Consider the following 24,184-nt stretch of genomic DNA (forward strand, 5'->3'; position numbering starts at 1 on the left):
TGCGCAGAAGTCAGAAGCTGCGCCCGCAGCCGTCCGGGCTGCGTCTTGTCCTTCCCAGTCTTATCCCTCGCACTCGGTGCAGTACGAGTGGCCGTCCTTTTCGCGCGCGAGCTGGGACCGGTGCCGCACCAGGAAACAGGAATAGCACGTGAACTCGTCCTGAGCCTGGGGGATGACCTGAACGATCAGTTCCTCGGCGACGAACTCTCCGCCGGGGGTCATGGCCTCGTCCAGTGCATCAGATTCGTCCAGCTCGCGAGCAACGCTGCGGGCATCCGGGGCATTGGCGGACTGCAGCGCCTCCAGGGAGCGCTCCTGCGATTCCTTGACGTCGGAACGTACTTCGTCGTAATCAGTTGCCACTGAAGTCATTCTCTTCTCTGAAGTTCTTGTCTGACGTTTTTGTCCGACGGAACTGCAACGTACATCAGGGCTCCGGAATTCCCCGAACCCGTACTTTCCTGCCCGGGATTTCCCCTGCCCGGGATTTCCCGGGTCGAGGGATTTGCCCGCCGGGATTTCCCCGGTGGCGGCCCGGCGGCCCGTCTCCGGGATCACGTGATGTCCTGAAGGCCTGCCCGGCGTGCCGGGCAGGCCTTCAATGGCTCCTGGTTCCTGTTGCCGGCGCTCCCTTGCCGTCAGCGTCCGCGGTTATGCATGACGTGCTTGGTGCGGGAGTAGTCGTCGAGGGCGTAGACGGACAGATCCCGCCCGTAGCCGGAGCCCTTGAATCCGCCCCAGGGGACTTCGTTGGCGAGAATGAGGTGCGAATTTACCCAGACCGTTCCGGCGTCGATCTTTGATGCGACGTCGTGGCTGCGCCGGGCGTCTTCAGTCCAGACGGAGGCGGCGAGACCAAACGGTACGTCGTTGGCGCGGGTGATTGCTTCTTCTTCGCCGGCAAAGGTCTCGACCGTGACGACCGGGCCGAAGATCTCCTCCCGTGAGCATTCGGCCCCGTCAGGGACGTCCACCAGCACGGTGGGGGCAATAAAGTAGCCCGGGCCGTCAATCGCGGAGCCGCCAACGGCGGTACGGATTCCATCCCGCCGGGCCCGTTCGAGGTAGCCGAGGACCCGATCGAAATGTCCCTTGGACGTCAGGGGGCCGATCTCGACCTCCGGCCCCGCCCCCGGCTCGCCGACCACCAGCGTGCGTACTTCCTGGACCAGCAGTTCGGTGAAGCGCTCGGCAACGGATTCGTGGACCAGGATCCGGCATGCGGCCCCGCATTCCTGCCCCGAATTCCAGTAGCCGGCCGTTCGCAGGGCCGCGGCGGCGGCGGGTAGGTCGGCGTCGGGGAAGATGATGACCGGAGCCTTGCCGCCCAGCTCCAGATGGACCCGCTTGAGGGACTCCGCGGCGCCCCGGGCCACGGCCCGGCCGCTGTTGACCGACCCGGTGAGGGCGATCATGTCCACGTCCGGGTGCTCGGAGAGGCGGGCCCCCACGACCGAGCCGCGGCCGGTGACGACATTGAACACGCCGGGCGGAAGGATGTCGGCCACCAGCTCGGCGAATTTGAGCGTGGTCAACGGAGTCTGCTCGGACGGCTTGAGCACTAGGGTGTTTCCTGCGGCGAGGATGGGCGCGATCTTCCATGCTCCCATCAGCAGCGGGTAATTCCAGGGGGTGACGACCCCCACGACGCCCAGCGGCTCCCGGAGGATCAGCGACAGGTGATCCGGGGCATAGGTTCCGGCGGCCATCGAGGTGGTGGCGCGGAGGGCGCCTGCCATGAACCGGAAGGTGTCGATGGTGCCGGCGACGTCGTCTTCGGAAACCATGAGCGGTTTTCCGGTGTTCGCTGATTCAATCCGGGCAAGCAGGTCGGAGTGTTCGCTGAGGCAGTCGGCGATCCGGTGCAGGATTTCCGAGCGTTCCTTGGGGACAAGCTGCCCCCACTGCCTTTTGGCAGCCACGGCGGACGCCACTGCGGCGTCGACTTCCTCGACCGTGCCGTCGGCGACTGCAGTGATCGGCTCCCCGTTGCAGGGGTCCACGACGTCGGTAACGGCGCCTGAGCTGCCGGCCCGGAAGGCGCCGTCAACGAAGTGCCCGGCCGGTGCGAGTTCCTCGGGCGTGATGAGCGTGCCGGGCGCCGGGGACCGGCGGATCTGTGTCGGGTTGCTGACCGAAATGGACATATCTTCTACCTCCCCTGCGTGGGTGCTGCCTGAAACTGCGCGATGTGCAACTGTGCGGCGACGTGGCCCATCCGCTACGCCACGTTCTGGTAGAGGGCGGACAGGGCGTGTTGGATCCGGGCATGGTCCTCGGTGCTGAGTTCGGCGGTAGGGCGGCGGGGTTTGCCGGCGGGGAGGCCCTGGAGGGTCAGGCCGGTCTTGACGGCGGGGATGAATGGCACGGAGAGGAGGGCGTCGATGACCGGGTAGACCTGCTTCCATTGTTCCAGGGCGCCTTGCAGGTCGCCGTCGGCGATGCGGCGGCTGACGTCGACGATTTCGTGGGGTACGACGTTGGCGGTGCCGGCCATGACGCCGGCTGCGCCCTCGACGAGGGCGCTGTAGAGGTAGACGTCCCAGCCGATGAAGGTGCCGATGACGTCCGAGTGGTGGTGGATCAGCTGGAGTGCCTGTTCCCAGTTGGCGCTGGAGTCCTTGATGTAGCGGATGTTCTCCACGTCCTCGGCCAGTGCACGGACGGTGGCGGGGTCCAGGTTGACGCCGGTCACGGCCGGGATGTTGTAGAGCATGACCGGGATCGTGACGGACCGGGCCACGTCCTTGATGTAGGTGACGGTCTCCTCCAGGGACAGCGGCTCGTAGTAGGGCGTGATCAGCATGAGGACGTCGGCGCCCAGCTTCTCGGCGGCCTGGGACAGGCGGATGGCTTCGGCGGTGGAGGTGGCGCCGGTGTTGGCGATGACCGGGACGCGGCCGTTGGCCTGCTTGATGACGGTCTCGATGAGCAGCAGGCGCTCCTCGGAGGACAGGGCGCCGACTTCGCCGGTGGACCCGGCCGCGACGACGCCGTCGACGCCGGCGTCGATGGAGCGGTCCACGATGCGGCGCAGGGTCTGGACGTCGAGGGTTTCGTCCTGGTTGAAGGGGGTGGACAGTGCGGTGAGGACGCCGCGGAGAGCGTGGGACATCAGGTGTTTCCTTTACTTAAGTACGTGGGGCCCGATCAGGAGAGGGAGGGGCCTGTGCACGGGGAGGCCTGTGCAGGGAGGGGTTTGTGCCGGGAGGGGTTTGTGCCGGGAGGGTCAGGCGACGACCATCAGGCCGGAATGGGGAGGGGCCTGGCGGTGCGTGGCCAGCAGGCTGGCGGCTTCCTGTGCTGCCGAGAACCCGGTGGTGATGGAGCTTTCGGTGTAGAGGGTTCCGAGATAGTCGCCGGCCAGGAAGACGCGGTCGGTGCCGCGCATGAGCGTGGACTGGAGCTTGGCCCGGCCCGGGAAGCAGTAGGGGGAGGCAACCTTCCACCGGTCGGTCTTGGCCTCGACGACGCTGTCCGCGAAGCCGTGGCCGAGGACCTGGTCCAGATCGGTCAGGTGGGTGGCGATGACTTCCTCGTCGGTCTTCTCCAGCAGGGCCCGGCCCAGGGCGGCCGGTGAGAACGTCATGAAGCTGCCCCCGGGCTTGCGCACCGACTCGGACCCGCGCACGATGCTCGCCTGGTTCAGGGCGATCGCGAACGAGCGCTTCGGGGCCGCGATGGCATAGATGTCGTCCCAGGGCCGTGCCGAGGTCTCGTTGGTCAGGAAGGCGGTGCTGACGTGCGGGCCGTACTTGATCTGGCCGAGCGCGCCGCGCAGGTCCTCCGGCAGGTCCACACCAATTTTGTGCGACACATCGGCGGTGGTGGCCAGGATGACGGTGCGGGCTTCGACCTCATGGTCGGCGCCGCCCTGGCTGTACCGGACGAGCACGGAGTCCTTCTTGTGCACGACCTCCCGGACGGTGGCGCCGAGCCGGACGCGGTCGCCCAGGGAGACCGCGATCGATTCGGTCAGCGTGGACGGGCCGCCGACGATGCCCTGGCTGAGCCCCTGGCCGATGCCCAGGACCAGGCTGAAATACCCGATGCCGGCGCCGGCCGAGATCTGGTCCATGTCACCGGCGGAGCGGGTGACAGTGGTCTTGAACAGGGCTGCCGCGTCGTCCGAGAGGTTTCCAATGAAGTCCAGGAACGAGCTGTCGTTCTCGAAGTCATAGATGCGCTGCTGCCGCATGGCACCGGATTCCCCCGAACGCTTCCGCACGACGGACGTGTACTTGGCGACGCCGCTGACGACCTTCAGACCGGCCCGCAGGGTGTCGATGCGCGATGGCAGGGACATCGGGATCCGGAACGGGTACGTGGCGATGTGTCCCTTGCGAATGAACTTGCCGTTCATCGACAAGGCCTGAAGGGACCCGGGAATCTGAACGGCCGTCACACCGACCTCATTGAGCAGGGCGTCCGTGGACGACCCGGCCCCGGCAAAAACATGCCCTCCCCAGTTCAACCAGTAGGCACCCCGGCGCTCCGAACGGATCCGCCCGCCCACCCGGTCCCCGGACTCCAGCACCACCGCGTCCCAGTGCCGCAGCCGCCACGCCGCCGAGAGCCCGGCGAGACCGCCACCGACGATAACTACGTCTTTCATGATCTGTTCTTCCTTCACTGATGATTTTGTTGACGCCCGGCGGGGCCGCCCGTCGTGGCGGCTCCGCCGGAAACTTACGGGAGAGGACCTACTTCTCGGCGCCGTTCCTGGCCAGCGGGGCCACGGCGACGTTGCCGTCCAGTGCCGCGGCCTGGCCCAGGGTCAGGCCGCGGGTTTCAGGAGCCCAAGCGATGGATACGGCGAGGCCGATGAGGGTGACCACCGCGGCGATGATCATCGTGGTGCCGATCCCCAGGGTTGTCAGGGCCATGGGCACCAGGAAGGTTCCAACGGCCGCGCCAATGCGGCTCAGCGACGAGGCCAGGCCCACTGCGGAACCCCTGACTTCGGTGGGAAACAGTTCGTTGGGGTAGACCCACTGCATGATCTGGGTGCCGCCGATGAAGATGGCGTAGGCGGCGAAGAGGGCCATGATGATCCACGGGTCGCTCTGCGGGAACAGTCCCAGACCCAGAAGCGCCAGGCCGCTCCACAAGAAGCTGTGGATGATCAGCGGCCGCCGGCCCATCCTGTTGACGAGTGCCACCGCGATCAGGCAGCCGACCAGGAACATCACGGTGATGGCCGCAGACCCGATGTGTGCCAGGTCGCCGCCAAGTTTGAGGGCTCCGAGGATCGCCGGCCCGAAGGCGTAGACGGCAAAGAGCGGGACGATGGAGCAGGTCCAGAAAATGGTGATGAAGGCCATGCGCTTGCCGTAGCCGGAGGTGAGGAGTTCCGAGACGCGGACGTTCTTGCCGGTTTCCTCGGGGAGGTCGGCCAGCGTGACGTTCGGGCCGTAGACGCGCTGGAGCACCTGGTTGGCTTCGTCAGTCCGCCCCACCTTGGCCAGCCAGCGGGGCGACTCAGGTGTACCCATGCGAAGCAAGACGATGATGAGGGCCGGGATGGCCGAGCTGGCAAGCATCCAGCGCCAGCCGTCCTCGAACGTGAGCAGGAACTGGCCCACGATGTAAGCGACGGCGGCACCGACGAACCACATGGTGACAAAGGCGCCGAGCAGGGGACCACGCCAGCGGCTCGGGGTGAATTCCGCCAGCAGCGAGGTTGCAATGGGATAGTCGGCGCCCACCGCGAATCCTATGAGGAGGCGCAGAACGATCAGCCAGAACGGGTCGTTCACAAACGCCTGGGCGACGGAACAAGCCACAAGGGCAATGAGGTCGACGGTGAACAGCAGGTGCCGGCCGAACTTGTCGGTCAGCCAGCCGCCGAGGAACGCGCCGAAGAAGATGCCAACCAGGGCCGCGGCCCCCACCATCCCCTGCTGCGCCGCCGAGAGGTCGAATTGCGGGGTGATCTGAATCATGGCGACGCCGACGATGCTGAGGATGTATCCGTCGACGAACGGGCCCCCGGACGAGTAAAGGGCCAGTTTCTTATGGAAAGACGATAGGGGAGCGTCATCAACGACGTGGGACATTTGCATTCCTTTCGGAACTGGGACGGACCGGTCTTAGCGGGCCCTGGGGAGTATTGGTGCCGTTTCCCGGCTGAACGCAGTCGTCATTGGCAACGAACGACCGGCATGCGTAGAACTTGCGAACCTTTCCCCGCCGAGTCTTAGGAGGGGCTGTCAGCAGCTTGTGTGACATAAACCACTGTAGGATGTGATCACAAATCACACAAGAGGTGAGTCTGAACTTTTTTCCGATCCGAACCCCCGGCGGGATGGCGGGGGAGGCGCCAGCGCGCAGAGGGAGGCTATATTTGATCTGTGGTCATATCCAAGCGCGTAGTCCCAACCCTGTTGACCGATCAGGTCTACGCGATGATTCATGAGGCAATCCTCAACGGCGATCTTCCCGCCGGGGCCAGGTTGAGGGTGCGCGATCTTGCCGAGCAGGTCGGAACCAGTGTCATGCCTGTTCGCGAGGCGATCCGGCGTCTTGAGGAAGCGGGCCTGGCCGAGCGGGAGCCGCACAAGGGCGCCGTCGTGAAGAGCCTCACGCTGGAGGAGCTGATCCATGTCTACGACGTCCGCCGGCTGTTGGAGACGGAGGCCGCGCGGCTCGGAAGCCAGCGGGTCACCGCTCAGGATTGCGACAAGATGCAGGCCGAATATGAGCTAATGCGCTCGGCCATTACCGAGCGCAGGGTCATTGCGCTGCTGGATCATGACGAGGCCATGCTGAGCATCCTCTACGAGGCTGCGGGAAACCCGGTGCTCGTCCAGATGATCCGCACGCTCTGGCAGCACTGCCGGGCATACAAGATCGTCGGCGCCCAGGGTTCCCTGGATACCGAAGGGGATGACTCCCTGTGGCGGTATCAGCAGGACCTGATCGCCGCCGCACGGAAAAACGACGCCGACGCCGCCGGTTCCGTCAACGAGGCATCACTCCTCGATGCCTCTGAGCGCATCAAAGCACGGCTGGCGGCGCAGAGCGCGGGCTAGCCGGACGCGCTTCGTACCCTGCGATGCGCAAAATACCCACCGACACCCGAATACGGGCGCGTCAGGTATTCTCCGCGTCGCCGAACGGAGGGCGCGTCGAGCCTCAGCTCTTTTTCTTCCGGCGCCTTGGCCACCTCACGTTCATCATCGGCCACCTCACGTTCATCAGGAGCAGTCCGAGCAGGAGCGAGTCGACTGTCATGATCCCCGCCATGAGGTAGGCCCACCCGGCCATCATGGCTTGCCCGCCCCTCGGCGGCCGGAAGTGTGCGTGCGTACCAGAATGTTCATGGCGATCTCCTGACGTGGATCCCCCCAGTCATTCGATAGTTCACCAAGTCTGCCATCGCGTTGCTTCCGGGGAAACCGTTGAAGCCCCCGGCCCAAGCTTTTCACAAGCTGATCCGCGCCGGGCCGTCTGAATGCAACGAAGTCTCACTGAATGCAACTGCAGGTCCGAGGCCTGATGGCCCCGTTTGCCGGGCTGTCCGCCGTATCCTCATCGGATTAATTCACGTGCCGGAAACAAAAAAGCATTGACTGTGTCATGCGTCACGCCTAATCTGGTGCAACAGCGTTGCAGTGAATGCAACTCCAAAACACTTTGGTGGACACATGAGTAACGAAACTTCCTCCCCCGCCACTCTTGCGGGGCAGACCGGCCCGGAGTCGAATAGCGGGCATGGCAGTACTTCCTCGGGACAAACCACGTTGAGCGGCCATGCGGCCCCTGGCGGCCACGATCCCGCAGTCAGCAAGGAAACCCGACGGCGGGTCGTCGCCGCCAGCTTCATCGGTAACTTCGTCGAATGGTTCGACTACGCCGTTTACGGCTACCTGGCCGCGACAATCGCCGCGGTCTTCTTCCCCGAGTCCAATCCCCAGACCGCGCTCCTGCTAACTTTCGCCCTGTTCGCCATCTCGTTCCTGGTCCGGCCGCTCGGCGGCTTCGTCTGGGGCCACATTGGCGACCGGGTGGGGCGCCGTACCGCGCTGTCCCTGTCAATCCTGATCATGTCCGGTGCGACGTTCTGCATCGCCCTTATCCCGGGGTTCAACTCGATCGGCATCTGGGCCCCGATCCTTCTGCTCGTGGTGCGCGTTGTCCAGGGCTTCTCCGCCTCCGGGGAATACGCCGGCGCGTCCGCCTTCCTGGTCGAATACGCCCCGGCCAACAAGCGCGGCCTGTACGCGGCGGTGGTTCCGGCCAGCACGGCCGCAGGCCTGCTGCTCGGTTCCCTGCTCGCAGGCCTGCTCACCATCATGCTCAGCGCCGAGGCGATGCAAAGCTGGGGGTGGCGCCTGCCGTTCCTGCTCGCAGCCCCGATGGGCCTGATCGGACGATACATCCGCACCAAACTCGAAGACACCCCGGTGTTCCGCGAACTGGCAGAGGAGGACCACGCCGTCAAGGCCCCGGTGTCCAGCCTCTTCCGGAAGCACTGGCGGCTGCTGCTGAAGGCCGTCGGAGCCGTGCTGCTCAACGCCGTCGGGTTCTACGTGATCCTCAGCTACATGCCGACCTACCTGTCCTCGGAACTGGGTCTCGGCGCGGCCGAATCCTTCCTGGCCACCACCATCGCGCTGGTCACGTACATCGGTTTCATTTTCCTGACCGGGATGCTCTCGGACCGTTACGGCCGGAAAAAGGTACTCATCGCCGCATCCCTGAGCTTCATCGTGCTGACCGTGCCGGCCTTCGCCCTGCTGGGCACCGGGAACTTCCTGGTGATCGTCCTGGTCCAGATCCTGCTGGGCGGCATGCTCACGCTCAATGACGGCACGCTCCCGAGCTTCCTGGCGGAAATGTTCCCCACCCGCGTCCGCTACAGCGGTTTCGCCGTCAGCTTCAACCTCTCCAACGCCCTCTTCGGCGGCACCGCGCCGTTCATGGCAACCCTCCTGATCGCCGCAACGGCCAATGAACTGGCTCCGGCCTGGTACCTGGCCGGCGCCGCAGCCGTTTCCCTGATCGCCGTCGTCCTCTCCCGTGAAACCAGCAAGGAACCGCTGCGCCACGAGTAGCCCCGGCCGACGCCCACATCTTCCCTCCTAAGAAACCGAACCGCAGAAAGGCACCACCCACCATGACCATCACCACTTCCGACAACGCCTCGTCCATCGCCGAACTGGAGCGTTTGAAAGTCCTGCACAACGGGAAGAAGGAAAAGCTGACCTTCTCCAACGCCGAATTTGAGCGCCGGCTCGGCGGACTGCGCCGGATCATGGCCGAGAAGGAACTCGACGCCGTCGTCCTGACCAGCTACCACTCCATCAAGTACTACTCCGACTTCCTCTTCACCTACTTCGGCCGGTCCTACGCCATGGTGGTCACCAAGGACGACACCGTGACCGTCACGGCCAACATCGACGCCGGCATGCCGTGGCGGCGCAGCTATGGCGACAACGTGGTCTACACCGACTGGCGCCGGGACAACTACATCTTCGCCATCCAGGAGGCGCTGCGCACCCGCGGCATCAACCCCCGCCGGCTCGGCGTCGAGGACGATTCCCTCCCGCTGGACAACCGGAACAAGATCCAGGCGGCGTTTGCATCGGCCACCCTGGTGGACGTGGCCCAGGCCGCGATGCGCCAGCGGATGATCAAATCGGCCGAAGAGATCGAAGTGATCAAGCACGGAGCCCGCATCGGCGACCTGGGCGGCGAAGCCATCCGCAACGCCATCACCGCCGGCATCACCGAATATGAGGTCGCCCTGATCGGCACCGAAGCCATGGTCCACGAAATCGCCCGGACCTTCCCGGATTCGGAAATCCGCGATACCTGGGTGTGGTTCCAGTCCGGCATCAACACCGACGGCGCCCACAACTGGGCCACCACGCGGAAGATCCAGGAACACGACATCCTGTCCCTGAACTGCTTCCCGATGACCTCCGGCTACTACACCGCCCTGGAGCGCACCCTGTTCTACGGCGAACCCGACGCCCGCTCCCTGGAGCTGTGGAACATCAACGTGGAGGTCCACAAGCGCGGCCTCGAGCTCATCAAGCCCGGGGCTGTCTGCAAGGATATCGCTGCGGAACTGAACGAGATCTACGTGGGCCACGGACTGCTCGCCAACCGGACGTTCGGCTACGGACACTCCTTCGGCGTCCTGAGCCACTACTACGGCCGCGAGGCCGGGCTGGAACTCCGCGAGGACATCGACACCGTGCTCGAGCCGGGCATGGTGGTGTCCATGGAACCCATGATCACGGTCCTGGACGGCCAGCCGGGCGCCGGCGGCTACCGCGAGCACGACATCCTGGTGGTCGGTGAGGACGGAGCCGAGAACATCACGAAGTTCCCCTTCGGCCCGGAATACAACATCGTGGGCGCCTAGCCGGTCCACGCCCCCTGACAGGGGACGGATAGCTGAAGCGGCGCCACGTCCACCGTGGCGCCGCTTTTCGGCCCTCATGCGGAATGATGGTAGACACCATGACCCCAGCAGAATCTCCCGAGACCACCGGAAACGGCGACACCAAGGGCACCTCCGTCATCGTTAACGCCATCGCCGTGCTGCGAACGTTCACCGCCGATGAACCGCTGCTCGGAGTCACCGAGATCGCCAGCCGTGTGGGCCTGCACAAGAGCACCGTTTCCCGGATCCTGGCCACCTTCGAGCAGGAACACCTGGTGGAACGGGACCCGGAAACCCGCCGCTTCCGGCTGGGGCTGGGGCTGATCGCCGTCGCCGGACCGCTTCTGGCCGAGCTGGAAGAACGGCGCGTCGCCTACCCGGTCCTGCGCGAACTCACCGAACAGACCGGCGAAACCAGCGCCCTCATGGTGTGGAACGGCGCCGAGTCGATGTGCGTGGAACAGATCGCCAGCCACCACCAGATCAAGCACACCACCCCGCTGGGAGCCCGCTATACGGACGCCATGAGCGCCTCCGTGCAGGTCTTCCTGTCCGCCGCGCCCGCCGAACGCGTCCGCACCCTCCTGCGCGGCGGCGCGATCAGCTATCCGGGACTCGACGACGCCGGCCTGGACGGCTACCAGATCAAGCTCAAGGATGTGGCGGCCCGCGGCTGGGCCATCAACTACGGCGAATCCTCCATTGACGAAGTGGGCGTGGCCGCCCCCGTCTACGACCATCGCGGCGATATCGTGGCGGCCGTCCTGATCTCGGCGCCGCGGTTCCGCGTCTCACGGGAACGGCTGCAAAGCCTGGGCGAGGCATCCGCCGCCGCGGCCCGCAAAATCACCACTCGCCTGGGCGGCCGCGCCCCCCAGGGCCAGGCCTGACGCACCCGCCTTGGCCGGGCTCCGCCGTGGGCTGAGCCGGGCCTCGCGGTCGGCTGAGCCGGGCCTCGCCCCCAACTGAGCCGGGCCCCGGCTTAGCTGAGCCGCGCCAGCCGGGCGGCCAAATGCAGTGCCGCCAGCCGGCCCGTGGTGCGTGGGTCGCCGCCGCACAGCTCGAAGATCCGCCGCAGCCGTTGGTGCATGGACTGCCGTTCCACGTGCAGCTCCCTGGCTGCGTGCGCCGTGTTGCACCCCGAATCCATCCACACTGCCAGCGTGTCGAGAAGCCGCGAATGGCGTTGCGCATCATGATCCAGGAGTGCGCCCAGTTGCTGGCGCACAAAGGTCCGCCGCTGATCGGGATCCAGAGATTGAACGGCGAGGCGTTCCACTGCGAATGCCTCCGCGTCGACCACCGGAAGGTGCCTGCCACCGCTGCCCGCCGGGGACGGCTCCGGGGAGCCGGCCAATTTCAGGGTTAGCTTGGCTTCGGACATTGACCACGGGGCGTCCGAAATTCCGGGCACGAGGGGCCCCACGGCGGCGAGCGTAATGACCGGAAGCTCCAGCAGCTCTGTCAGGAGCCTCTTCCGGCCTTCTTCCGGTGCGTCGTCGGCCAAGCCGGCAACTGCCAGAAGCTCCGCGTTATCGACGTACGTGGCATGGGACCTCGCTGCCCGGGCCAGGAACTGTTCCACAGACGTCCGTACCTGTTGCGAGATATCCGAGCGGATCACCACGGCAACCAGCGGGCCGGAGGCCGGAATTCCGGCGGCCGAGGCCAGCTGTTGAAGCCTCCACGGCTGGCTGCCGGAATCGACCGCCCGGATCAAGGCTGCACCCGCAACCTCCCGCAGCCCGGGCGACATCCGCTGCATCATGGCCAGGGCCAGGATGTCCACGGAGCGTTTTCCGGCCGTCCGCGTCAGGTTTTCGTCCTCGTCCGCCGGGACCCGGAGCACCAGCTGCGCCGCAAGGATCCCGCGCACCGGCACGTCGATCCGGATCAGACGGGCATGATCTTGCGGCGCGGGGACAGGGCTGGCGGCCGTGTCGCCGGTACTGGTGTTCCCGGGCCCCGCGCTGGCCAGCGTCGCACCCGTTATGGATGTCAGGGCCACCTCGGCGTGCGTGATCCCGGCGAGCACGGCAAGAATCCGGTCCAGGCTGCCGCCATGTGCCAGCTCAACGGCCATCGCGTGGCTGGCTTCGTCGGCCCGCCGCAATTGGGAAACCGACTCGCTGACCAGTGACGAGTTGATGGCCTGCATTGCGCTGACAAACGGCACCACCTTGCGTAGCTCGATCAGGGGAAGCCCTGCCGCCTCGGCCGCCGCCACCATCAAGGAAGGCAGTGACGGAAGGGCGACGCCGGTTTCGATGGCCAGGGCCGCCACGCCCCGTTCTGCAAGCTGGTGGATGTACGTGACCCTCCGGTCCTCAGAGGCGAGGGCGAGGGCTTCCCCTCCCGTCAGCAAAAGTTCCCCGCCATCCAGCAGGGGCGCGATGTCGAGAATCTCGCTGGAGTGCACCCACCGGAGCTGGGTCCGGGCAGCACGGCCGCTGGCCGCGCGGACCACGGGATCAGCGGCCGCCAGCGTCGGGTGGTTGAGGGCGTCTTGAAGACGAATGGACATGACACTCCGTCGTATAGGGCGATTATTAACTAGACACATCATATATAGGCGGATGTGGCATGGGCCACATAATCTTGAAGCATCCCAATCGCTCACGGAGGCTCCAATGCGTGAAAATACCCCCATGGTTCCGGCCAGCACCGCACCAGCGGCCAGCGAAGACCACGAAGCGTGGCTTCACCCCATCCCCGAATCAGAGCGGACCCGTAAGGTCTCCGGCCAGTTCTGGATCTGGGCCGGCGCCAACCTCGCCCCGATCAACTGGGTGCTTGGAGCGCTCGGCATCCAGCTCGGCCTGGGGTTCGCTGACACGGTCACCGTTCTTGTCCTTGGAAACCTGATCGGCATGCTGCTCTTCGGGTGCTTTGTCCTCCTGGGCCAAAAGACCGGAGCGACCGGCATGGTGCTGGCCCGCGCCGCCTTCGGCCGGCGCGGAAACTACCTGCCGGCGGGCATTCAGGCCCTCCTGGTGATCGGCTGGTGCGCAGTCAACACCTGGATCATCCTGGATCTGGTCATGGCGCTGTTCGGAACCCTGGGCTGGGTTGACCCGGAGGCCCACAACTATGCGTGGAAGATCGGCATCGCCACCTTCATCATGGCGACCCAGGTGGCCATTGCCTGGTTCGGCTACAAGGCGATCGCCGCGTTCGAGAAATGGACCGTCCCGCCAACCATCATCATCCTGACCGTGATGTCGGCCGTGGCCTGGTTCGGTATGCAGATCAACTGGACCTACGCCGGCCCTGCAGGTCACATCCTGGAAGGCTCCGAACGCATCGCCGCGATGAGCGCCGTCATGACGGCCATCGGCATCGGCTGGGGCATCACCTGGTTCACCTACGCCGCAGACTACTCCCGCTTCGTCAGCACCTCGGTGCCCAAGCACAAGGTCTACCTCGCCTCGGTACTGGGCCAGTTCATCCCCGTCGTCTGGCTGGGCATCCTGGGGGCCAGCCTGGCCACCAATACGGGTGAGATTGATCCCGGAAAACTCATCGTCCTGAACTTCGGCGCGCTGGCCCTTCCCGTGCTGCTCATGGTGCTGCACGGCCCGATCGCCACCAACATCCTGAACATCTACACCTTCTCCGTCGCCACACAGGCACTGGACATCTCCATCAGCAGGCGCAAACTGAACCTGTTCGTCGGCGTCTTCTCCCTGGCAGCCGTGATCTTCTTCATCTTCCAGGAGGACTTCGCCTCCGTGCTGGATGCCTGGCTGATCGGGCTGGTCGCCTGGGTGGCCGCCTGGGGCGGGGTCATGCTGGTCCACTACTTCTGGATCGAAAAGCGCTGGCCCGGCAACCCGTCCAGGCTCTTCGACGCCGTCGGCACCAAGCGCCTGCCAGGCGTGAACCCGGCAGGCATCGCCTCCCTGCTCATCGGCATCTTCTCCACCTGGCTGTTCATGTACGGGCTGGTGCCGGCAATGCAGGGACCCGTTGCCGTCGCCCTGGGCGGATGGGATCTGTCCTGGCTCGCCGGGGGACTCTCAAGCGCCGCAGCCTATGCCGTCCTCGGACCGCGGTTCCACCGCAAGTTCCTTGATATTCAGGCCCCCAGCGAACAGACCATCGAGGTGTCCACACCTCACGCGACCGATCTTCCGGTCCCGTCAACCACCCGCGCCGCCCTTTAGCAGGAGACCGACCCGTGAACTTCCCCGCCTTCGCCGACACCGCCCATCCCATGACCTGGCCCGAGGGCCACCGCGCCGCGGCATCCTTCACCTTCGATGTCGACGCCGAATCCTGCACCATCGCCCATGACCCGCAGAGCACCCGGCGCATGTCACTCATGACGCACCAGTCGTACGGGCCAAAGGTCGCCGTCCCGCGGATCCTGCAGATCCTGGAGCGCCAGGACATCCAGGCGACGTTCTTTGTCCCCGGCTTCACCGCCGAATGCTACCCGGACGTCGTCCGCCGGATAGCGGACGGCGGCCACGAGATTGCCCACCACGGATACCTGCACGAACCGATGCAGGGCATCGACGCCGCCGTGGAGGCGCGGTACCTGGACCGGGGCCTGGATGCGCTGGCCAAGGCCGCCGGCGTCCGGCCGACGGGCTTCCGGGCGCCGTGGTGGGAGCTCAACTGGCACTCCGCAACGCTCCTGGCCGACCGAGGATTCCTCTATGATTCAAGCCTGCTCGACGGCGACGCCCCCTACCGCTTCAGCGTCGCCGAGGGCGACCCCCGCAACCTCGTGGAGATCCCCGTCGACTGGGCCCTGGACGACTGGGAGCAGTACGCCTTCTACCCCGGCGTCACCGGAAGCGGGGTCATTGAAAGCCCGGCCAAGGTGCTCGAGATGTGGACGCTGGAGGCCGAGGCGCACCACGCCGCGGGAAGCTGCTTCGTCCTGACCAACCACCCGTTCATCTCCGGCCGGCCGTCCAAGGCCGTCGCCCTGGAGCAGCTGATTGACCGGGTCAAGTCCATGGACGGCATGTGGGTCACCACCATGGAGAAGATCGCCCAGCACACCCGGGACTCCGTCCAGGAAATCCACAGTCACGCCCGCATTGAGGTGCCCGCATTCCCGGACACCGGCGCACGGTTCACTCCGGCGGCCGTGCGGCAGCCCCAGGCAACCGCCGCCCGGCCGGCCCGGATCTGAGGCCAGGCCGCGTTTCGCAAATATGCAGTACAGGTCCCCGGTGTTGCCCTCGTCAGCAGGCGGCAGTGCCGGGGACTTTGCGTGTCTAGAGGGGCTTGGCCATGGCGTAGGCGACGGTGGCGTAGGCCAGGGCGCCCGACATTTCCTGGAGCAGTTCCGCGTTGGTGTTGGCGATGGTGTCGCAGGCCTCGTGGTAGCAGGGATCGAGGACCTTTCCGGCCGCGCCGCCGAAGGACTGGGCCTGGGCCTGGGTCTTCTTCTTCTCATCCCCGGTGAACAGCCCGCCGCCGGGGATGCCCGCGGAGAGGAAGGCATCGTAGTCGGAGCCGCCGTCAAAGGGCGTGGTCTCGGCCGTGAGCGAGTTCTCCTTGAAGAAGCGGAAGAGGACGTCCTCGATCGCCTTGGACCCGGCCGGTCCGGCGTGGCCGAAATCCGTGCCGTCCCCGTCGTGGACGGACCGCACCCCGTTGGGCGAGGCCGCCATGTCCACGTTCAGGTTCGCCGCGGTCTGGCCGATCTCGGCCTGGCTCAGCGCGTCGACGTAGTGCTGGGAGCCGTACAGGCCGTCCTCCTCGCCGCCCCAGAACGCGAACCGGACCCGGTTGGCCGGGGTGATCCCGGCCTCCTTCATCCACCGCGCGGTCTCCAGGACCGCCGCGACCCCGCTGCCGTTGTCGTTGATGCCCGGGCCCTCCTTCACGGAGTCCAGGTGCGCGCCGACCACCACGGTGTGCCCGGGGCTGCCCCCGGTATCGGCCAGGATGTTGAAGGACTCCACCCTCGGCTTGCCCCGGCCCTCGCCCCTGAAGGAGAAGGTCTGCCGGACCGGTGAGTACCCGGCCGCGCGCAGCTGCTCCTCGACGTACCTGGCCGATTCCTCATACCCGGACGTGCCGGAGGCGCGGGTCCCGCCGTTGGCATCGGCAATACGCTGCAGGGCCTTCAAATGATCCACCATGCCCCGGGACTTGAAAGCCGCCAGCACCGTGCGCGCATCCACCGTGCTCACAGGCTCCACCGGCTGCACAGAAGCTTTGGGAATGGCGGACTTGGCCGGCTTGGCGGATTTGCTCGCCGCGGCACTGGACGGGGAGCCGGCCGGTGGGTCAGCCGGTGAGCCGGAGGTGCAGGCCGACGCCGAGAGCAGAACGACGGCGAGAACCGAGGGAAGTACGTGTTTTCGCAGGGTGATCATGCCGTGGCGCCCCAATCATTAGTCGGTACACGTTCGTTTGCTCTCGGCTCGATCGGTCACGACGCCCACCACTGACGCTCCAGTAAATCGCGGCCACCATCGCCCGGCAATACTCCTATCAGGTCGAATTATTGTCGGCCTTCAGGCTGGATCTTCAATGGCGTGTCGGCTGTGAATCTGCTGTGTATATCGGCGCCGGAACTCCCGAAAGCCCGGCTGCAAAGGGGCGGCGTGAGGGCCCGAAAATCCATAGTTTCTTAAAGCAATACAACTGTTGACTAGTGAGCAACTTCACAGTTAGAGTTGCGAAACCGAAAAGCCGCCGGAAGGCGGTTTCGAGATCTCCAGGTGGAATGGATGGTGTGCGCGAACCGCCGCCGTCACTTCTTCGCAATTCCCTGCGCCACCAGCACCGCACCCGCACCGCACCCGCACTCGCACTCCGGCACGTCTTCTTCCGGCGTGCCCGCGTACATGAGAGGCATTTCCCCCATGACAGCACTCCGTTCCACGCCCTTTGACCGCAGGCAGCTCCTCAAAGCGGCAGCGTTGACGCCGTTTGCGGGCCTGGCGCTCTCCGGCTGCGGGGCCAAGCCCGCCGAAAGCGCCGCGGCCAACAAGACGGTGACGGTCACGTCCTATGGCGGCTCGTACAACGACCAGCTGACCCAGACGATCCTGGACCCGTTCTCCAAGCAGTCGGGGATCCAGACGACACTGCTGGCCAACACCAGCCTGGCCGCGCTCAAGGCCCAGGTTCAGTCCGGTGACGTGCAGTGGGACCTCGTGGAAATCACGGCGCCGGAGTATGAGGTGGCCGTGGCCGAGGGGCTACTGGAGAAGTTCGACTACGACATCATCAGTGACAAGGGCCTGCCCGGCTATGCGAAGGCCGAATACGGCATCAAGTACCTGAGCTTCCTGTTTGTCATGGCGTGGGACCAGAAGGTCATTCCGGATGCCCAGGCCCCGAAGGACTGGGCGCAGTTCTTCGACCAGGGCAAGTACAGCACCAAGCGCTCGGTGTACAACCAGCTTTCCGACAGCTCCGTCCTGGAGGCGGCCCTGCTGGCCGACGGTGTCCCGTTCGACAAGATCTACCCCCTCGACGTCGACCGGGCCCTGCGGGTCCTGGGCCAGCACCCGGGCAAGGACCGGCTGCTCTACCACGCTGCCAACCAGGAGCCCATCCAGCAGCTCACCTCCGGCGAGGTCTCGCTCTCCACCAGCTTCAACAACCGGATCAACGCAGCCCGCAACGACGGCGCGAAACTGAACTTCTCCGCCGAAAACGCCGTCCTGGCCGGCGACTACTTCGTGGTGCCGAAGGGCGCCAAGAACAAGGAAGCAGCCTTCAAGCTGATGAACTTCATGTCCAACGACGCCGAGGCCGGCGCCGCGTTCGACAAGGTCACCAACCTGACCCTGGCCAACATTCCGGCGCTCTCCAAGCTGCCGAAGGACATCGCCGACACGCTTCCCACCAGCCCCCTGCTCGCGGACAAGATCCTGGTCCGCGACGACAAATGGTGGTCGCAGAACCTGAAGAAGACCGAGCAGCAGTTCAAGCTCTGGCAGGCCAGCTGACATGAGCAACGCAACCTTGGCGGGGTCGCGGCCCCGCGGCCGGGATTCCCCTCCTTCCGTTGAAACAACATCCCGACGGCGGCGCAGCAGCTGGTGGCTGCTGCTGGCACCGATCCTTGCCTTCGACGTCGTGCTGTTCCTGACCCCGCTGGGAAAACTGGTCGGCGCAAGCTTCGCCGACAGCGCCTACCAGCGGGTCCTCGAGGACCCGCTGGTGATGCGCGCGCTGCTCAATACCCTGACCATCAGCCTGGCCAGCACCGTCGTCACGGTGGTCCTGGGCTACATCATCGCCATGGTTCTCTGGCGTGCCGGGAACGTCGCCCGGGTGATCCTGTTCGCCGTCGTACTCCTGCCGTTCTGGACCGGAATCCTGGTGAAGAACTTCGCCTGGGCGGTCCTGCTGCAGGACAACGGGCTGGTCAACGCTTTCCTGCAGGGCATCGGACTGACGGATGCGCCGATCCCGCTGCTACACAACCGGTTCGCCGTGATCGTGGGCATGGTGCACTGCCTCCTGCCGTATGCGGTGTTCCCGATCTTCTCCTCGCTGACATCCATCGATGACAGGCTGGGGCTCGCGGCGCGGTCGCTGGGCGCCCGGGAAGGATCCGTCTTCCGCAGGATCACCCTTCCGCTGAGCGTGCCCGGCATCTCCGCGGCCGGGCTGTTGGTTTTCATCATCAGTACGGGCTTCTTCATCACGCCCGTGGTCATGGGTGGACCCGGCGACATGATGATCGCCAACCAGATCGACTACTACGCCCGGCAGCTCACGGACTTCTCCGGCGCCGCTGCGCTGGCTGTCATCCTGACGGTCATGGTCAGCATCCTCGTGGCCGTCTACCAGCGCGTGCTCAAGGCAGGGGGCCAGCATGAAGACAACTAACCCGCAGCACCGTCTCCTGGTGCTGCTGTCCATCCCGGTCTTCCTCTTCCTCGTGATTCCGACGGCGATTGTGGTGCCGGTGGCGCTCAACGACAGCCGCTACATCACGTTCCCGCCGGAGGGGATTTCCTTCGCTGCGGTGGCAGGATTCTTCGCGGACGCGGCATGGACCTCGGCACTGACGGCCAGCCTCCAGTCCGCGGGGATCGCCGTCGTGATCGGTGTGCTGCTGGGCGCCACCGCCGCGATCGGGCTGCACGGGCGGAAGTTCCCGGGCCAGTCCGCCGTGGTGGGCCTGATCCTGGCGCCGATGATCGTGCCGACCGTGGTGCTGGCGCTGGCGTTCTACCAGTTCTTCATCTCCGTCGGCATGGTGGGCAGCATCATTCCCATCGGCCTGGCGCACGCCGTGATTGCAACTCCGTACGTCTACCTGACCACGCGGGCCAGCCTCGCCGGGCTCAATCCCGCGCTGGTCCGGTCGGCGCAGAGCCTCGGGGCAGGCGCCCTCTCGGTTCTCCGCCACGTGTATCTGCCTGTCATCCTGCCGGGACTGATCTCGGGGGCACTTTTCGCGTTCTCCGTGTCCATTGACGAGACCGTGATGTCGCTGTTCATGCAGTCCCCGGGGGCCACCACCTTGCCGGTGAAAATGTTCACGGACATCCAGTTCAACCTAACCCCGAAGATCGCCGTGTCGTCCGCCCTGCTGGTCAGCGTGGCCACCATCGGTCTTCTTCTCCAGGTCATGTTTGTCCTCAAGCGCCGCTCTTCAGCCCGGATGCTGCCCCTGGCCGTGTCAACACAAACGTAAGGAAAGTCGATGACCGCATCAGTAATATCCGCCGGTGCTATTCCGCAGTCCGGACGTGCCGCGCAGGGAGCCATTGAGCTCCGCCGGGTCAGCAAGAGCTACGGCGACGTGGTTGCCGTGGACGAGCTGGACCTGACCGTTCAGCCCGGCGAGTTCGTCACTCTGCTGGGTCCCAGCGGCTCCGGCAAGACCACAACGATGATGATGGTGGCCGGGTTTGAAGGGCATACCGCCGGCTCAGTCCTGATCGACGGCAGGCCGGTGGACACGCTGCCGCCGCGGGACCGGAATCTCGGCGTCGTGTTCCAGAACTACGCCCTGTTCCCGCACATGAGCGCCCTTGAAAACGTGGAATTCGCTCTGCGGATGAGGAAGGTTCCGAGCGCGGAACGGCGGCAGCGTGCCTCGGACGCGCTGGACCGAGTGGGCCTTGGCGCGATGGGCGACCGCAAGCCCCGCCAGCTCTCCGGCGGGCAGCAGCAGCGGGTGGCGCTGGCCCGGGCGCTGGTCTTCAACCCGGCCGCACTGCTCCTGGACGAGCCGATGGCTGCCCTGGACAAGCGACTGCGTGAGCAGATGCAGGAAGAGATCAAAACCCTGCAGAAGAGTCTGGGCATCTCCGTACTGTTCGTGACCCATGACCAGGACGAGGCCATGGCCATGTCGGACCGGATTGTGGTGATGAGGGACGGGAAGATCATCCAGTCAGGGCCGCCCGAGGAAGTCTACAACCACCCCCTCACGGACTGGGTGGCCAGCTTCCTCGGCGACACCAACCTGATTCCCTGCACCATTGTGGAGCGGAACGGCGAGGAAGCACTGGTTGACCTGGGCGGACTTGGCCTGGCAAAGGTCCGGGACCGCGGTGCAAGCGGCGAGAACTACGCCGTCTCCATCCGCCCGGAGCACCTCAAATTCAAAACGCGGGCCACGGCGGACAACGGATGCGCAGCGACCCTGGTGTCGTCCACGAATCTGGGCGCCACGGTCCGCCACCGCCTCACGGCCGGCGGCCACGAACTCCAGCTTCGTGAGCTGAGCTCCGACAAGGGCGCCGGCATCCTGCCAGCCGAGGAGCTGTGGGTGGGCTGGGATGCAGACAAGGCCCAGCTGCTGGTTCTGGAGTCCTGATTCCGGGGGCAGGCAGGGGCTAAGGGCAGGGCTGTAGAGGCCGGTCGCAGGGGCTGTACGCGGGTTCAGGGCCGGCCCTGAGATCTCCCGGGGGACATGCCCTCCTTTGGCGCCCAGGGATGGACATATGCCCACTATGTCCATCCCTGAGGCCCACCACGGGGCATGTCCCAAAGGCGGCACAGGGCATGTCCGCAGCTCAGGGGCGGCACGGGGCATGTCCCAAGGGGGCGCCATGGCGAATGACCGGACAATGCTTGGCTTCAGCCACAGGGCTTGATTTCACGGACAGGTCCCGACAATGTGCGGTCCTCATGTGCGCACCACCCGGCCCAGGGGGCCGCGGGACATGCCCTCCTGTGGCATCCAGGGTTGGGCATAAGCCCATTATGTCCATCCCTGAGGCGCAGCGCGGGGCATGTGCGCTCCACCCGGCCGAGGGGGCCGCGGGGCATGCCCTCCTGTGGCGTCCAGGGTTGGGCATAAGCCCATTATGTCCATCCCTGAGGCGCAGCGCGGGGCATGTGCGCTCCACCCGGCCGAGGGGGCCGCGGGGCATGCCCTCCTGTGGCGTCCAGGGTTGGGCATAAGCCCATTATGTCCATCCCTGAGGCGCAGCGCGGAGCATGTCCCAAAGGGGGCGCGGGGCATGTCCACTGCTCAGGCGCAGCGCGGGGCATGTCCACCGGTAAGCGCAGGCGGGGGCGGCGGCCTGCGGACTACACTCGATTCCGGGCGGCCACTCGGCCCTTGACGGCCAAGAGCAGGCCCGACGCCCGCGACGAGGAGGTCACGATGGCCGGCGGCAGCCGCGAACCCGGCAGGACGGTGACCTCGAAGGTCCTGGCCATCCTGGAAGCCTTTGAAAAGTCACGGGGCGCCCTCAGCCTGACCGACATCGCCGAAAAGTCCGGCCTCCCGCTGAGCACCGCGCACCGGCTGGTCAGCGAGCTCACCGACTCGGGCTTCCTTTCCCGCGAGCCCAACGGCCGCTACCAGTTGGGCATCCGCCTCTGGGAGCTCGCCCAGAATACGGGGCGCCAGCTGCGCGACGCGGCCCGGCCCTACGTCCAGGACCTGTTCTCACTCACCGGCGAAACTGCGCACCTGGCCGTCCGGGCCGGCCACGAAGTGCTGTACATCGACCGCGTCTACGGCTCCAAGCGGGTGCCGCGGGCCTCCCGGGTCGGCGGCCGGCTGCCCATGCACGCGACCGCCGTCGGGAAGGTCATCCTGGCCTTCGAGGAGGACTGGGTGCGCGACGCCTATCTGAACCGGCAGCTCGAGCGGCACACCGCGCACACCCACGTTGACCCCAAGAAGCTGGCCGCCGAACTCACCCAGATCCGGGAGCAGGGGTATGCCACCACCCTCGAGGAAGTCCGGCTGGGGTCCTGCTCCATCGCCGTTCCGGTCTTCCACACCGGCAGGATCGGCGCCGCCATTGGCCTGGTGCTGCCGACCAGCCAAGCCGGCACGTTGACCCGGCATTTGCCGGTCCTGAGGGGCATCGCGGCGCAGATCGAGCGCGCCACGGCCCGGATCCCGCTGGAAACGCTGCTGGGCAGCCATGTCGCGGGAACGGACTGAACCGCCCACGGCGGCGCCGGACCTTCTCCAACTGGCTTCCGCTCAGTGGAAGTAATCCCTGCCATTTCGGGGTGATGGGGGCCACACTGGTGAACAGAACCCCCGGCATGCACTGCCGCTGCCGGCGGGACCGGAAAACCAAGGAGCCTAGATGTCATCGTCGACTGAAACGGCCGGCCGCTGTCCCTTCGGACACGGCGCCGAAGCCCCCGCGGGGCACCACGGCTACGAGCCGTTCCAGATGAAGGATCCCTTCCCCGCCTACGCCGAACTCCGGGCCGAGCAGCCCGTGATGTTCGACGAGCGGATCGGCCTTTACGTCGTCTCCCGCTATGACGACATCAAGGCCGTCTTCGAAGACTGGGAGACCTTCTCCAGCGAAAACGCCCAGGCGCCCGTCCGCGAACGCGGCGCCGCGGCAAGGAAGATCATGGACGACGGCGGCTTCACCGCCTACTCGGGCCTGTCCGCCCGGCGCCCGCCGGAGCACACCCGCATCCGCGCCGTGGTCCAGAAGGCCTTCACGCCCCGCCGCTACAAGGCGCTCGAACCCTTCATCCGGCAGAACGTCGTCGGGCTGCTCGAAAAGATGCTGGCCCGGCCGGAACACCGCGGCGACATGGTCAAGGACCTCGCCTACGACGTCCCCACCATCACCATCCTCACCCTGATCGGCGCCGACGTCTCCCAGGTGGACACCTTCAAGCGCTGGAGCGATTCCCGCGCCGCCATGACGTGGGGCGACCTCACCGACGAGGAACAGGTCCCGCACGCCCACAACCTCGTGGAGTACTGGCAGGAATGCCTCCGCCTGGTCCGGGTGGCCCACGAGGACGGCGGCGACAACCTCACCGCGGACCTGGTCAAAGCGCAGCAGGACGGCGCGGAAATCTCCGACCACGAGATCGCCTCCGTCCTCTACAGCCTGCTCTTCGCCGGCCACGAGACCACCACCACCCTGATCTCCAATGCCCTCCGCGAACTCCTGGCCCGGCCCGAGCAGTGGAAGCAGCTGGTGGAGGACCCGAAGAAGATCCCCGCCGCCATCGACGAGGTCCTGCGCTACGCCGGCTCGATCGTCGGCTGGCGCCGCAAGGCCCTCAAGGACGCCGAGGTCGGCGGCGTCGCGATCGAGGAGGGCGCGCAGCTGCTGCTCCTGATGGGCTCCGCCAACCGCGATGAGAACAAGTTCGACGCCGGCGAGGACTTCGACATCACCCGCCCCAACGCCCGCGAGCACCTGTCCTTCGGGTTTGGCATCCACTACTGCCTGGGCAACATGCTCGCCAAGCTTCAGGCCAAAATCGCGCTCGAGGAAGTGGCCCGGCTCGCCCCGGAACTGCAGCTGGAGAACCCGGAAGCCATCTCCTTCCGTGAGAACCTCTCGTTCCGCGTCCCCGAGACCGTCCCCGTCAGCTGGAAGGCCTGAG

Annotated in this window: 19 protein-coding genes; 12 read left to right on the forward strand and 7 right to left on the reverse strand. The window is 66.0% G+C overall.

The features are described from left to right. Positions 1–60: 60 nt before the first annotated feature. From LDO15_RS00770 to LDO15_RS00790, 5 genes are all read right to left on the reverse strand, one after another. Entirely contained in the window at positions 61–363 is a 303-nt protein-coding gene (locus LDO15_RS00770; RefSeq protein ID WP_223982923.1) for a DUF4193 domain-containing protein, read from the reverse strand. Between the two features lie 275 nt (positions 364–638). After that, on the reverse strand, positions 639–2,147 hold the full coding sequence (locus LDO15_RS00775) for an aldehyde dehydrogenase family protein (RefSeq protein ID WP_223982925.1): 1,509 nt from the start codon (positions 2,145–2,147) through the stop codon (positions 639–641). A gap of 74 nt (positions 2,148–2,221) precedes the next feature. Continuing rightward, a complete protein-coding gene (dapA, locus tag LDO15_RS00780; protein ID WP_223982928.1) occupies positions 2,222–3,115 on the reverse strand; it encodes a 4-hydroxy-tetrahydrodipicolinate synthase in 894 nt (297 codons plus the stop codon). A gap of 114 nt (positions 3,116–3,229) precedes the next feature. Further along, positions 3,230–4,615: an NAD(P)/FAD-dependent oxidoreductase gene (locus LDO15_RS00785; RefSeq protein WP_223982930.1), complete on the reverse strand. Its 1,386-nt coding sequence runs from the start codon at positions 4,613–4,615 to the stop codon at positions 3,230–3,232. Between the two features lie 88 nt (positions 4,616–4,703). Next, on the reverse strand, positions 4,704–6,059 hold the full coding sequence (locus LDO15_RS00790; protein WP_223982933.1) for an MFS transporter: 1,356 nt from the start codon (positions 6,057–6,059) through the stop codon (positions 4,704–4,706). 294 nt (positions 6,060–6,353) lie between these two features. Here LDO15_RS00790 and LDO15_RS00795 point away from each other — a divergent pair, with 294 nt between their 5' ends. The 4 genes from LDO15_RS00795 to LDO15_RS00810 all read left to right on the forward strand — a co-directional run bounded on the left by LDO15_RS00795 (position 6,354) and on the right by LDO15_RS00810 (position 11,289). Next, on the forward strand, positions 6,354–7,034 hold the full coding sequence (locus LDO15_RS00795) for a GntR family transcriptional regulator (RefSeq protein WP_223982936.1): 681 nt from the start codon (positions 6,354–6,356) through the stop codon (positions 7,032–7,034). A gap of 615 nt (positions 7,035–7,649) precedes the next feature. Further along, entirely contained in the window at positions 7,650–9,059 is a 1,410-nt protein-coding gene (locus LDO15_RS00800) for an MFS transporter (RefSeq protein ID WP_223982940.1), read from the forward strand. A 62-nt stretch (positions 9,060–9,121) separates the two neighbouring features. Then, positions 9,122–10,378 (forward strand): aminopeptidase P family protein, encoded by a 1,257-nt coding sequence (locus LDO15_RS00805; RefSeq protein WP_223982942.1) that lies wholly within the window; start codon positions 9,122–9,124, stop codon positions 10,376–10,378. 98 nt (positions 10,379–10,476) lie between these two features. Continuing rightward, positions 10,477–11,289 carry an IclR family transcriptional regulator gene (locus LDO15_RS00810; protein WP_223982944.1) on the forward strand — a complete coding sequence of 271 codons (813 nt, stop codon included), beginning with the start codon at positions 10,477–10,479 and terminating at the stop codon, positions 11,287–11,289. Between the two features lie 92 nt (positions 11,290–11,381). On the opposite strand, the gene LDO15_RS00815 is transcribed toward LDO15_RS00810, so the two are convergent. Beyond that, positions 11,382–12,923, reverse strand: coding sequence for a PucR family transcriptional regulator ligand-binding domain-containing protein (locus tag LDO15_RS00815; protein WP_223982946.1), 1,542 nt, complete (start codon positions 12,921–12,923; stop codon positions 11,382–11,384). Between the two features lie 106 nt (positions 12,924–13,029). On the opposite strand from LDO15_RS00815, the gene LDO15_RS00820 reads away from it, so the two are divergent. Together LDO15_RS00820 and LDO15_RS00825 are read left to right on the forward strand one after the other, a co-directional pair. Next, positions 13,030–14,565 (forward strand): cytosine permease, encoded by a 1,536-nt coding sequence (locus tag LDO15_RS00820; protein ID WP_223982948.1) that lies wholly within the window; start codon positions 13,030–13,032, stop codon positions 14,563–14,565. 14 nt (positions 14,566–14,579) lie between these two features. Beyond that, positions 14,580–15,548, forward strand: coding sequence for a polysaccharide deacetylase (locus LDO15_RS00825; protein ID WP_223982950.1), 969 nt, complete (start codon positions 14,580–14,582; stop codon positions 15,546–15,548). Between the two features lie 85 nt (positions 15,549–15,633). Here LDO15_RS00825 and LDO15_RS00830 read toward each other — a convergent pair whose 3' ends face one another. Continuing rightward, positions 15,634–16,743 carry a M20/M25/M40 family metallo-hydrolase gene (locus LDO15_RS00830; protein ID WP_223982952.1) on the reverse strand — a complete coding sequence of 370 codons (1,110 nt, stop codon included), beginning with the start codon at positions 16,741–16,743 and terminating at the stop codon, positions 15,634–15,636. A 492-nt stretch (positions 16,744–17,235) separates the two neighbouring features. On the opposite strand from LDO15_RS00830, the gene LDO15_RS00835 reads away from it, so the two are divergent. From LDO15_RS00835 to LDO15_RS00860, 6 genes are all read left to right on the forward strand, one after another. Beyond that, complete coding sequence (locus tag LDO15_RS00835; protein WP_223982954.1) at positions 17,236–18,330, forward strand: extracellular solute-binding protein; 1,095 nt, start codon at positions 17,236–17,238, stop codon at positions 18,328–18,330. A gap of 1 nt (position 18,331) precedes the next feature. After that, entirely contained in the window at positions 18,332–19,219 is an 888-nt protein-coding gene (locus LDO15_RS00840) for an ABC transporter permease (protein ID WP_223982957.1), read from the forward strand. Further along, positions 19,206–20,033, forward strand: a complete 828-nt coding sequence (locus tag LDO15_RS00845) for an ABC transporter permease (protein WP_223982960.1) — start codon at positions 19,206–19,208, stop codon at positions 20,031–20,033. Before LDO15_RS00840 ends, LDO15_RS00845 begins: the two co-directional genes overlap by 14 nt. A gap of 9 nt (positions 20,034–20,042) precedes the next feature. Beyond that, positions 20,043–21,164, forward strand: a complete 1,122-nt coding sequence (locus LDO15_RS00850) for an ABC transporter ATP-binding protein (RefSeq protein WP_223982963.1) — start codon at positions 20,043–20,045, stop codon at positions 21,162–21,164. A 795-nt stretch (positions 21,165–21,959) separates the two neighbouring features. Continuing rightward, entirely contained in the window at positions 21,960–22,754 is a 795-nt protein-coding gene (locus tag LDO15_RS00855) for an IclR family transcriptional regulator (RefSeq protein ID WP_223987658.1), read from the forward strand. 151 nt (positions 22,755–22,905) lie between these two features. Next, positions 22,906–24,183 (forward strand): cytochrome P450, encoded by a 1,278-nt coding sequence (locus LDO15_RS00860; protein ID WP_223982965.1) that lies wholly within the window; start codon positions 22,906–22,908, stop codon positions 24,181–24,183. The last annotated feature ends 1 nt before the right edge of the window (position 24,184 follow it).

This window comes from Arthrobacter sp. NicSoilB8 (assembly GCF_019977355.1).
Lineage (GTDB): Bacteria > Actinomycetota > Actinomycetes > Actinomycetales > Micrococcaceae > Arthrobacter.

Coding starts and splice junctions, on each gene's coding strand:
- LDO15_RS00830 (WP_223982952.1), bottom strand. CDS start 16,743: ATGATCACCCTGCGAAAACACGTACTTCCCTCGGTTCTCGCCGTCGTT.
- LDO15_RS00840 (WP_223982957.1), top strand. CDS start 18,332: ATGAGCAACGCAACCTTGGCGGGGTCGCGGCCCCGCGGCCGGGATTCC.
- LDO15_RS00850 (WP_223982963.1), top strand. CDS start 20,043: ATGACCGCATCAGTAATATCCGCCGGTGCTATTCCGCAGTCCGGACGT.
- LDO15_RS00820 (WP_223982948.1), top strand. CDS start 13,030: ATGCGTGAAAATACCCCCATGGTTCCGGCCAGCACCGCACCAGCGGCC.
- LDO15_RS00805 (WP_223982942.1), top strand. CDS start 9,122: ATGACCATCACCACTTCCGACAACGCCTCGTCCATCGCCGAACTGGAG.
- LDO15_RS00815 (WP_223982946.1), bottom strand. CDS start 12,923: ATGTCCATTCGTCTTCAAGACGCCCTCAACCACCCGACGCTGGCGGCC.
- LDO15_RS00810 (WP_223982944.1), top strand. CDS start 10,477: ATGACCCCAGCAGAATCTCCCGAGACCACCGGAAACGGCGACACCAAG.
- LDO15_RS00835 (WP_223982954.1), top strand. CDS start 17,236: ATGACAGCACTCCGTTCCACGCCCTTTGACCGCAGGCAGCTCCTCAAA.
- LDO15_RS00860 (WP_223982965.1), top strand. CDS start 22,906: ATGTCATCGTCGACTGAAACGGCCGGCCGCTGTCCCTTCGGACACGGC.
- LDO15_RS00855 (WP_223987658.1), top strand. CDS start 21,960: ATGGCCGGCGGCAGCCGCGAACCCGGCAGGACGGTGACCTCGAAGGTC.
- dapA (WP_223982928.1), bottom strand. CDS start 3,115: ATGTCCCACGCTCTCCGCGGCGTCCTCACCGCACTGTCCACCCCCTTC.
- LDO15_RS00785 (WP_223982930.1), bottom strand. CDS start 4,615: ATGAAAGACGTAGTTATCGTCGGTGGCGGTCTCGCCGGGCTCTCGGCG.
- LDO15_RS00790 (WP_223982933.1), bottom strand. CDS start 6,059: ATGTCCCACGTCGTTGATGACGCTCCCCTATCGTCTTTCCATAAGAAA.
- LDO15_RS00800 (WP_223982940.1), top strand. CDS start 7,650: ATGAGTAACGAAACTTCCTCCCCCGCCACTCTTGCGGGGCAGACCGGC.
- LDO15_RS00845 (WP_223982960.1), top strand. CDS start 19,206: ATGAAGACAACTAACCCGCAGCACCGTCTCCTGGTGCTGCTGTCCATC.
- LDO15_RS00775 (WP_223982925.1), bottom strand. CDS start 2,147: ATGTCCATTTCGGTCAGCAACCCGACACAGATCCGCCGGTCCCCGGCG.